This window comes from Sphingorhabdus sp. (genome assembly GCF_044338195.1).
Classification (GTDB): domain Bacteria; phylum Pseudomonadota; class Alphaproteobacteria; order Sphingomonadales; family Sphingomonadaceae; genus Sphingorhabdus_B.
In genome coordinates this window covers 40,037-47,845 of record NZ_JBIIMC010000016.1, presented here as the reverse complement: position 1 = coordinate 47,845, position 7,809 = coordinate 40,037, and the positions used below count along the sequence as shown (strand labels likewise).

The 7,809-nt window shown below is 56.9% G+C and carries 12 protein-coding genes; 2 read left to right on the top strand and 10 right to left on the bottom strand.

Features of this window, described 5'->3' with window-relative positions:
- From ACIQZK_RS06420 to ACIQZK_RS06410, 3 genes are all read right to left on the bottom strand, one after another.
- A partial coding sequence (locus ACIQZK_RS06420; RefSeq protein ID WP_397575404.1) for a glycerophosphodiester phosphodiesterase family protein occupies window positions 1-303 on the bottom strand: 303 nt, incomplete at its 3' end.
- A 4-nt stretch (window positions 304-307) separates the two neighbouring features.
- On the bottom strand, window positions 308-661 hold the full coding sequence (locus ACIQZK_RS06415; protein ID WP_397575403.1) for an arsenate reductase: 354 nt from the start codon (window positions 659-661) through the stop codon (window positions 308-310).
- A gap of 43 nt (window positions 662-704) precedes the next feature.
- Complete coding sequence (locus tag ACIQZK_RS06410) at window positions 705-1,520, bottom strand: sterol desaturase family protein (protein ID WP_397575402.1); 816 nt, start codon at window positions 1,518-1,520, stop codon at window positions 705-707.
- A 326-nt stretch (window positions 1,521-1,846) separates the two neighbouring features.
- On the opposite strand from ACIQZK_RS06410, the gene ACIQZK_RS06405 reads away from it, so the two are divergent.
- Window positions 1,847-2,356, top strand: a complete 510-nt coding sequence (locus ACIQZK_RS06405; protein ID WP_397575401.1) for a GNAT family N-acetyltransferase — start codon at window positions 1,847-1,849, stop codon at window positions 2,354-2,356.
- Window positions 2,357-2,468: 112 nt separating this feature from the next.
- Here the strand turns inward: ACIQZK_RS06405 and ACIQZK_RS06400 are convergent, their stop codons facing one another.
- From ACIQZK_RS06400 to guaA, 3 genes are read right to left on the bottom strand one after another with little or no spacing between them, the layout of a single operon-like run.
- The gene (locus ACIQZK_RS06400; RefSeq protein WP_397575400.1) at window positions 2,469-2,678 is read right to left on the bottom strand and encodes a DUF2805 domain-containing protein; all 210 of its coding nucleotides are present in this window, start codon (window positions 2,676-2,678) and stop codon (window positions 2,469-2,471) included.
- A 4-nt stretch (window positions 2,679-2,682) separates the two neighbouring features.
- Window positions 2,683-2,955: a GNAT family N-acetyltransferase gene (locus ACIQZK_RS06395; RefSeq protein ID WP_397575399.1), complete on the bottom strand. Its 273-nt coding sequence runs from the start codon at window positions 2,953-2,955 to the stop codon at window positions 2,683-2,685.
- Between the two features lie 13 nt (window positions 2,956-2,968).
- Entirely contained in the window at window positions 2,969-4,543 is a 1,575-nt protein-coding gene (gene guaA / locus ACIQZK_RS06390; protein ID WP_395636033.1) for a glutamine-hydrolyzing GMP synthase, read from the bottom strand.
- Between the two features lie 93 nt (window positions 4,544-4,636).
- Here guaA and ACIQZK_RS06385 point away from each other — a divergent pair, with 93 nt between their 5' ends.
- Window positions 4,637-5,161: a TetR/AcrR family transcriptional regulator gene (locus ACIQZK_RS06385; protein ID WP_397575398.1), complete on the top strand. Its 525-nt coding sequence runs from the start codon at window positions 4,637-4,639 to the stop codon at window positions 5,159-5,161.
- Here ACIQZK_RS06385 and ACIQZK_RS06380 read toward each other — a convergent pair.
- The 4 genes from ACIQZK_RS06380 to ACIQZK_RS06365 form a co-directional block, all read right to left on the bottom strand.
- Entirely contained in the window at window positions 5,158-5,508 is a 351-nt protein-coding gene (locus tag ACIQZK_RS06380; RefSeq protein ID WP_397575397.1) for a hypothetical protein, read from the bottom strand. The two genes, ACIQZK_RS06385 and ACIQZK_RS06380, sit on opposite strands and share 4 nt — an antisense overlap.
- Before the next feature lie 215 nt (window positions 5,509-5,723).
- A complete protein-coding gene (xth, locus tag ACIQZK_RS06375) occupies window positions 5,724-6,497 on the bottom strand; it encodes an exodeoxyribonuclease III (protein WP_397575396.1) in 774 nt (257 codons plus the stop codon).
- Between the two features lie 32 nt (window positions 6,498-6,529).
- Complete coding sequence (locus tag ACIQZK_RS06370; protein ID WP_324478608.1) at window positions 6,530-6,865, bottom strand: iron-sulfur cluster assembly accessory protein; 336 nt, start codon at window positions 6,863-6,865, stop codon at window positions 6,530-6,532.
- A gap of 110 nt (window positions 6,866-6,975) precedes the next feature.
- Window positions 6,976-7,707, bottom strand: a complete 732-nt coding sequence (locus tag ACIQZK_RS06365; RefSeq protein WP_397575395.1) for a M23 family metallopeptidase — start codon at window positions 7,705-7,707, stop codon at window positions 6,976-6,978.
- Between the last annotated feature and the right edge of the window lie 102 nt (window positions 7,708-7,809).

The following is a 7,809-nucleotide window of genomic DNA, read 5'->3' as shown; positions in this document are numbered from 1 at the left end:
CTTTTCGGCAACGTCGGTGGTTTCCGAAATCTCATTCTCGTGCCGCGCGACCAGCACGCCGTCTTTTGTCAGCACAAGGTCAGGCTCAATATAATCCGCGCCCTGTTCAATCGCGCGGGTGTAGCTTGCGATGGTATGTTCGGGCCGCTCACCCGATGCGCCGCGATGCGCGATGATGATGGCTTGGCCGTTTAAGGGTTTTTCCATGGCGTGGCTCTCCGGTGTCGCGCAGGCGGGCAATAAGAATAAGGCGATGAAGAGGGCGCGCAGGTTTTTCATACCGCCTTCATGGCCGCGCAGCATTTCATTATTGCGACAAGACAGGTTCCCATTCGGATTCCTTGAACCCAACCAGCAAAGTCGGGCCGCCTTCGACCACGGGCCGTTTGATCATCGACGGGTTGGCGACCATCAACGCGATGGCTTTGGCCTCGTCAATGTCGGCCTTGTCGGCGTCGGGCAATTTCTTGAAGGTGGTGCCGGCCTTGTTCAGCAGCTTTTCCCAGCCAACTTGGCCCACCCAGCGCGCCAGATGCGCTTCGGTCACCCCTGCCTTTTTATAATCATGAAAGACAAAGCCAACGCCGCGCGCATCCAAATATGTCCGCGCCTTTTTGACGGTGTCGCAATTGGGAATGCCGAAGAGGGTGATGTGTGACATGGGTTTCTTTCTGGTTCGCGATGGTTTGGTCGCAAAGCGCCCTTTAGTTTTTCTGTGGGGATTTCGCCTCAGGAAACAATGGCCACGCCAATTGTTGGCCTAAAGTCGCGTCTGGCAGATTCTCTACCCCATAGCTTTGCGGATAGCTGCGGGTGATTTTCGCTGTGCCGAACAGAACGTCCCAAAAGAACAGCAGATTTCCGAAATTGCCTTTATAGTTCACGGCAGGGTCGCTGTAATGACGCCCATGATGGGCATGGTGGGTAGCAGGCGTCGATATCGTGCGTTCGACCACCCACATGACGGGCGAAAGCCATTTGATTTTGAGCAGCTTCGCATCCCAAGCCACATCGCTATGCGCCCCGATGATCACAAGTTGTTTGACCACAACATAGCCAGCATAGACCCAGCCCAAGCCCATGTAGACCAATACGGCCGAGAACCAGATGCTTGGCATCAGCGCGTAATAAAAAATGTTGTTCCGGTAGACCAACCGGATGCTCATATAGCGGGCGTTGTGGTGCGCGCGGTGCATGTTGTAGAGCCACGCGAAGCTATGCGATGCACGGTGCTGCCAATATTGCATCATATCGTCCAGGATCAGGAACAACCCGATCGCCAAAAATATATTTATACCCGACAACATTCCACGCCATTCGGGACGCAGCGCGCCGAGCGCATAGTCGACAAATATCAAAATGGCGGGCTGGGTGAAAACCAACAACAAAACGGTGCTGACCACTTCGACAATGCCGTCGTCGCGGGTTTGCTCATTCTTCGAAAAAAGGCGGGTGCGAAATAATTCAAGCAGGCCAAAAGCCACATAAATGGCCAGAACGGCGTAGGTTGAAGTCGGCATCTTAGTCGTGCTTTCTTGGAATGATTACGGTCTAGGCCCAGCACCCATGCACGGACGCAGAAGGCAATAGCAACAGCGATGCGGATGACCAACAAAAAGGCATCATACAAGCCAACATAGGTTTTTGATCACCCACAAGGGCGCAGATCAATTTGGTTGCCGCAAGAGGGTGATGCTCGCTCTGGCGCGCCTTCATTGGGGTGGTGAAGCGTCATCGCATATTGTCTAGGCTGGCTCGATGACCGCTGTGCGCGCAATCGTCAAAAAAGCAGCCTGTCGGGATGTGCCCAATTGCCGACATGTGCCTGTCGGTATAGCTACGCGATATGCAGACCATCAGACCCGCGACCCAACATGATGCCGCAGCGCTGCCGGACATTGAGCGATCGAGCGGTGCGGCGTTTCGCCAAATTCCCCATCTTGCATGGATTGCAGATGACACGGTGACATCTCAGCAGCGTCATGAGGCGCTCATTCGCTTGGGTGCAGCATGGGTCTCGCACGATGCCAGCAATATGCTCACCGCGTTCCTGACCGCTGAAGTGCGTGAGGACGTGCTGCATATCTGGCAGATGTCGGTGCGGTCCGACCAACAGAGAAAAGGGATTGGACGAAATCTCATCAAGGCAGCGGAGCATTGGGCACGGTCGCGACATCTCGCCGGGCTGAGCCTCACCACGTTTCGTGATGTTCCCTGGAATGCCCCATTCTATCGGTCCTGCGGCTTTCACCATGTTGATCCGCAGTTTTTTCCGGCGCTGCAGGCGACGCTTGAGGCCGAACGACAGGCGGGCCTGCCGATAGAGCAACGATGTGCTATGATATGGCTGTTTTAAGCACGCTTAAGGTAAAAGCAGAATGTCCGGGACGCTCCGACTTCCTGACATTCCCCCCGATCTCCCGCTAGATAGGCAAGCAGCCACGGCAATCGCCCTCGCTGCATAGGCGTCACTTATAATGTTCGCGCCGGTCGCCGAAATCGCGCACGCGTTTGCGCCATGCGCGGTAGCTGCCGGGTTTCAGCTGCGTGCGCATGATTGCTTTTATCTCGTCGGGTGTAACGCCATGCTGCGCCGAAATCTGTGTGAAACTGATATGGTCGGACAGCGCCATCTCGACGATTTCGCTGAGCGCCGCGGGTGATAATTCTGCCGCCATGCGTTCAGAGCCCGAACAGATTCTGCCAGCGCGGGTCCGACTTTGCGACCTTTACCAGAAACGAACAGGTCGGCCGCGCTTTGACGCCCATCGCCTCGATCTGTTCGAACACACCCGTGGCCAGCCGCGCCCCCGCGCCCGTCCCGCGCAAGGCGGATGGCACTTCGGCGTGCGGCAATATCATGACGTCATTGTCCCAGCGGATGGTGACATAGGCATCGCCCGCGTCCGTCGGCATGTTGAATCGGTTGCGTTCGGGTTCGTAGGCGATGGTCATGGCTGTGTAAGCCTTATTCCCACTCAATGGTTCCCGGTGGCTTTGATGTATAATCATAGACCACGCGGTTGATGCCCTTGACTTCGTTGATGATGCGCGTCGACACACGGCTGAGGAAGGCGCTTTCGAACGGGTAGATGTCGGCGGTCATGCCATCGGTGGATGTGACCGCGCGCAAGGCGCAGACATTGTCATAGGTGCGGCCATCGCCCATCACGCCGACGGTGCGGACGGGCAGCAGCACGGCAAAGGCCTGCCAGATCGCGTCATACAGCCCGGCGTTACGGATTTCTTCGAGATAGACCGCGTCCGCCTTGCGCAACACGTCGCACCGTTCCTTGGTGACTTCGCCGGGAATGCGGATCGCGAGGCCGGGGCCAGGGAAGGGGTGGCGGCCGACAAATTGGTCATTCAGGCCCAATTCGCGGCCCAAGGCGCGGACTTCATCCTTGAACAGTTCGCGCAAGGGTTCGACCAATTGCATGTTCATCCGTGCGGGCAGGCCGCCGACATTATGGTGGCTTTTGATCGTAACCGATGGCCCGCCGGTGAAGCTGACGCTTTCGATCACGTCGGGGTAGAGCGTGCCTTGCGCCAAGAAATCAGCGCCGCCGATTTTCTTCGCTTCTTCCTCAAACACGTTGATGAATTCGCCGCCGATGAATTTGCGTTTCTTTTCGGGGTCAGTGACGCCCGCCAATCCCGCCATGAAGCGTTCTTCGGCGTCCACCACGACGAGCGGGATGTTATAATGGTCGCGGAACAAGGTTTCGACCTGTTCACGTTCATTCATGCGTAGCAGGCCGTGGTCGACAAAGACGCAGGTCAATTGCGCGCCAATCGCTTCGTGAATGAGGATCGCGGCAACCGAGCTGTCGACGCCGCCCGAAAGCCCGCAAATGACGCGGCCCGAACCAACCTGCGCGCGGATTTCGGCAATCTTGGTCGCACGGAATTCCGCCATCGTCCAATCGCCGGCAAGTCCGCAGATTTTGTGTACGAAGTTGGAGATTAATTTCGCGCCATCGGGTGTGTGCACGACTTCGGGGTGGAATTGGATGCCATAATATTGCCGCGCTTCGTCGGCGATGAAAGCATAGGGCGCGCCATCGCTGGTGGCGACAACTTCAAAACCGGGGGCAAGGCTGGTGACCTTGTCGCCATGGCTCATCCACACCTGATGCTTGTCGCCGGTCGCCCATAATCCGTCAAACAATGCGCAGGGTTTTTCGACCTCAATAAAGGCACGGCCAAATTCGCCGCCGTCGCCTTCGCTGACATGGCCGCCCAGCTGCATCATCATGGTTTGTTGGCCATAACAGATGCCCAATATGGGCAGCCCGCTGTCGAAAACACATTGCGGTGCACGCGGCGAATCGGCTTTGGTCGTCGATGCAGGGCCGCCCGACAATATGATGCCCTTTGGCTTCATACGTGCAAATGCGGCTTCGGCGGAATTGAACGGCGCGATTTCCGAATAGACCCCGGCCTCGCGCACGCGGCGGGCAATCAATTGAGTCACTTGTGACCCGAAATCGATGATCAGGATGGAATCGGAAGGGTGGGCGTGTGTTTTGGATTCAGGCATGGCCAGCCGATAGTGATTGCCGCCGCCGCTGTCCAGTTACCCCGATGACTTTGCCCTTTGCCCTGATGTGTTTCGGTGCGCTATAGTGTCAGCGTGATAAAACCTGACACCAAACGCGCAGATATCATCCAGCGATTGACCGCTTATGTCCTTGCGCAAGGGCTTTCGGCGTCGAGCCTGCGTCCGTTGGCCAAGGCTGCGGGCACCAGCGACCGGATGCTGCTATATTATTTCAAGGATAAGGCCGAGATTATCACCGCGGTGTTGGAACAGATTTCGGCGCAGCTGGTGGAAATAGTCGGGACGCACGCGGCGGCCGAGCCGCTGCCCGTGGACGCGCTGCGCCGCAAATTGGCGGGCATTGTTTTTGAAGACGCGCTGTGGCCCTATATGCGGATCTGGCTTGATGTTGCCGCCCGCGCGGCGATGGGCGACCCGTTTTACCGCGCGGTGGGCGAACAAATTGGCCGCGGATTTCTCGAATGGGGCAAGGCGCAGTTGCAGTCCGACAGCGAAGCGCAGCGCGACATTGATGCCGCGCGGCTTCTGGTCAGCATCGAAGGGATGCTGTTCCTGAAAAGCATTGGCCTTGACGATATAAACGCCAAGGCGCTTTAGCGCGCGCGTGCTGCCCGCGACGGTCCGAGCAACATGGCGGCAACATCGCCTTTGGTGCGATAGCTGTGGATCAGCAGATAGCCTGCCAAAAACGGCGCGCCAAGATTAAAGGCCGCAAATCCCAGAGCCAACCCCGCCACGGTAAATTCGTGCCGCCATGCGACCCAGAATCCGGAAAAGATCAGAAAGAATAAAAAGTCGAGATTGAACTGCCCGGGCCACGCCATTTCGGCGATGTCGCCGAAAAATATCGGATACAGCCCCATGCCATGGTTGGCGATGGTGACGGACGTATAAGCGCCGACGATGGCAATGACGGCAACGAGGAAAAGGCGAAACAAGGTCATGACAAACTCCCCATAAAGTGTGGGAACTTGATACCAAAATGTAGCGACTGCTACAATATCTATTTTCAGGTCTGGTGGCGACGTAAAAAAACCGACCTTCGTCATCCTGAACTTGTTTCAGGATAACAAACAACGGTGGCGCGTTATCCTGAAACAAGTTCAGGATGACGATTCTTTGGTGTCGGGGATGACGACTCTTTCGTGTTGGGGATGCCTTAGTCCGTCAGTTCGACCCAGGTCGGCGCGTGGTCGCTGGCCTTTTCACGGCCGCGATGGTCCTTATCCACACCGCATGAGGACAAGCGGTCGGCGACAACGGGGCTCAGCAACAGATGGTCGATGCGAAAGCCATGGTCGCGTTGCCATGCGCCGGCCTGAAAGTCCCAAAATGTCCAAATGCCGCCTTGCGGATAATGCGTCGCCAGCGCGTCGGTCCAGCCTTGGCCCAATAAAGCGCGATAGGCGGCGATGCTTTCGGGTTGGCGCAAGGCATCGTCCAACATCGCTGCGGGCGCCCAGATATCATGCGTGTGCGGGATGACATTATAGTCGCCCGCCAGAACGGCAGGGATTTCCGCCGCCAATAATTCCGCGGCGCGGTCGTACAAGCGTTTCATCCAAGCAAGCTTATAGTCGAATTTCGGTCCGGGCAGCGGATTGCCATTGGGCAAATAAATGCTCGCAACGCGTATACCGAAAACATCCGCCTCCAGATAACGGGCATGTTCGTCTTCGGGGTCGCCGGGCAAGGTGCGCTGTGCTTCGACAGGCTGTGCGCCCTTGGCGAGGATGGCCACGCCGTTGAACGATTTTTGCCCGTGCCAGATCGCGCCATAGCCAGCGCGTTCAAATTCTTCGATCGGAAAGCCCTCGTCCTGTGACTTGACCTCTTGCAGGCAGGCAATGTCGGGTTGGGTTTCTTCCAGCCATTCGAGCAGTCGGGGGAGGCGCGCTTTGACGCCGTTGATGTTGTAAGTCGCTATACGCATGCCCGCGACCCTAGCCGCGCATCGCTATTGCATCAAACCGAAAAGCTGGAGCCGCAGCCGCAACCGGCCTGCGCTTGCGGATTGGTCACCTTGAAGCTTTTGCCGCCAAGCGATTCGACGAAATCCACCGCAGAGCCACGCACCAGATCGAGGCTTATGGGATCGACGACCAAAGATGCACCTTCGCCTTGCGCGGTGATGTCATCCGCCTCAACACTGTCGGCGAGGCCGAAACGATATTGAAAGCCCGAACAGCCGCCACCTTCAACCGACAACCGCAGCACCGGATCTTTTCCAAGCTTGGTTGCGATTTCGGCCACGCGGCGCGCGGCATTGGCGGTCATGGAGATGACTTCAGTTTCGCTCATATCGGATATGTAGGCCATGCAGCAGTTAAAGAAAAGGGGCGGCGCAGTATCCCGCGCCAGCCCCCAAGATTACACCCTCTCCCAAAGGTGATGCGTTTTGGCCTGTCTGCTTACTCGCCTTCAGCAGGGCCACCGATAGCCGTGCTATCAACAGTTTTTGCAGCAAGCAAGATTTTTGCGCCGCTTGGGTCAGATTTCATGGGCGACAGAAATGCCGTTGGGTTGATCGCTTCACCGGCAATGCGCACTTCATAATGCAGGTGGCTTCCGGTTGAGCGGCCAGTCGAGCCCATATAGCCCAAAATGTCGCCCTTGCGGATGCGCTGACCTGGCGTAACATTCATCGCCGACAAATGGCCGTAACGTGTCTGCACCGCGCTGCCGTGGTTGATTTCTACGAATTTACCGTAACCGCCAACCCATTCCGCGCGGCCGACAATGCCATCTGCTGTTGCGAAGATCGGTGTGCCGATTGCGCCGGGAATATCGATGCCCTTGTGGTTGCGGCTGGCGCCACGCGTCGGTGCGCTGCGATATCCATAGCCGCTGGAGAATTTCATGATTTCAACTGGGTTGATCGATGGAACGGCAACTGCAACCTTGGTTGCGGTGCCGTTGATGCTGCCCCAGCTGTCATTCAACGCACGGAATTCAGCGTCCGCAACGCCAAGCGCGCTCTGGTTCGCGCGCAAATCTTCTGCCGAAATACGGAAAGTGTCTGATGAGGCGGCGGCTGAGTTGGCAAATGATGGTGTTGCTGCGGTGAAAGCGGCGACCATTACCAAAGCAGATACAGCTTTAAGGATCAGTGATTGGCGATGTGCCAAAGCGCTGGATGCCATATTGTGTACTACCTTAAAATGCGACCCGCGCTTTTACGCAGTTCAGAAGTTTGACCAAGACAGAGGATCTGCCCACTCATTACGAAAATGGTGGTGTCCGAT